The following is a 731-nucleotide window of genomic DNA, read 5'->3' as shown; positions in this document are numbered from 1 at the left end:
GGGTATAATGATAATATTTGTAAAATTATCATTTAAATCTAATCTAAAATTTGCCATTCTTTCTCCTTTTTATATAAATGAAATTAAAAATTACCGCAATTGTCAAACACTATTCCGTAAGTAAAATCATCTTTATAGTTTTTAAACTTTTTTATCAATTTATCTAAATTTTTTTCTTGTTCTTGTAGTGTATATAAATGTATTTTTTTATAAAATATTGTGTTTTCTTTAAAATAAAAACTATCATCTAAATATACATAATATTGTTTTATTGAATTATTTGCCAAAATAACAGGTTTAATAAACCCTGCTTTGTTGTTTTTAGCGTCTATCGTTAGATATTTAGAATAATCAACTTCTTGAAGTTCAACCAAAGAAAAATATTCTTTTTCTAAGGCTCGTTGTTTTAAAAACTCTTTATAATTATCTAAATTAAAATCTTTATGAATGTAATAATTTATTTTATCTTCATTATCTTCATTAAGAGAAAAAGATAAGTGTTTATATGTTTCATCCCATCTTTTTGTTTTTAAAAAATTTATCACTACTCTTTTATAAAGCTCATCTTTAGGTAATATCCTATCTTCTTTTAAGCAATAGCCTTGCTGGTATTTTTTATAATCACTTAGAGTTACTATTTTTTCGTGAGTTTTACTTGAGTAATCAGGTATGGTTTTAAAAAAATAATTATATAAAGCAAATATTATTATCATAGGAATTATGCTATAAGT

General features: G+C 21.6%; 1 protein-coding gene. It reads right to left on the bottom strand.

The features are described 5' to 3' along the window. Positions 1-83: 83 nt before the first annotated feature. The coding region (locus tag KJQ99_RS09455) for a hypothetical protein (protein ID WP_214150676.1) at positions 84-731 on the bottom strand (648 nt) is incomplete at its 5' end.

It is taken from the genome of Campylobacter sp. 2018MI13 (assembly GCF_018501135.1).
Lineage (GTDB): Bacteria > Campylobacterota > Campylobacteria > Campylobacterales > Campylobacteraceae > Campylobacter_E.
This window is presented reverse-complemented; position numbering and strand designations above follow the sequence as displayed.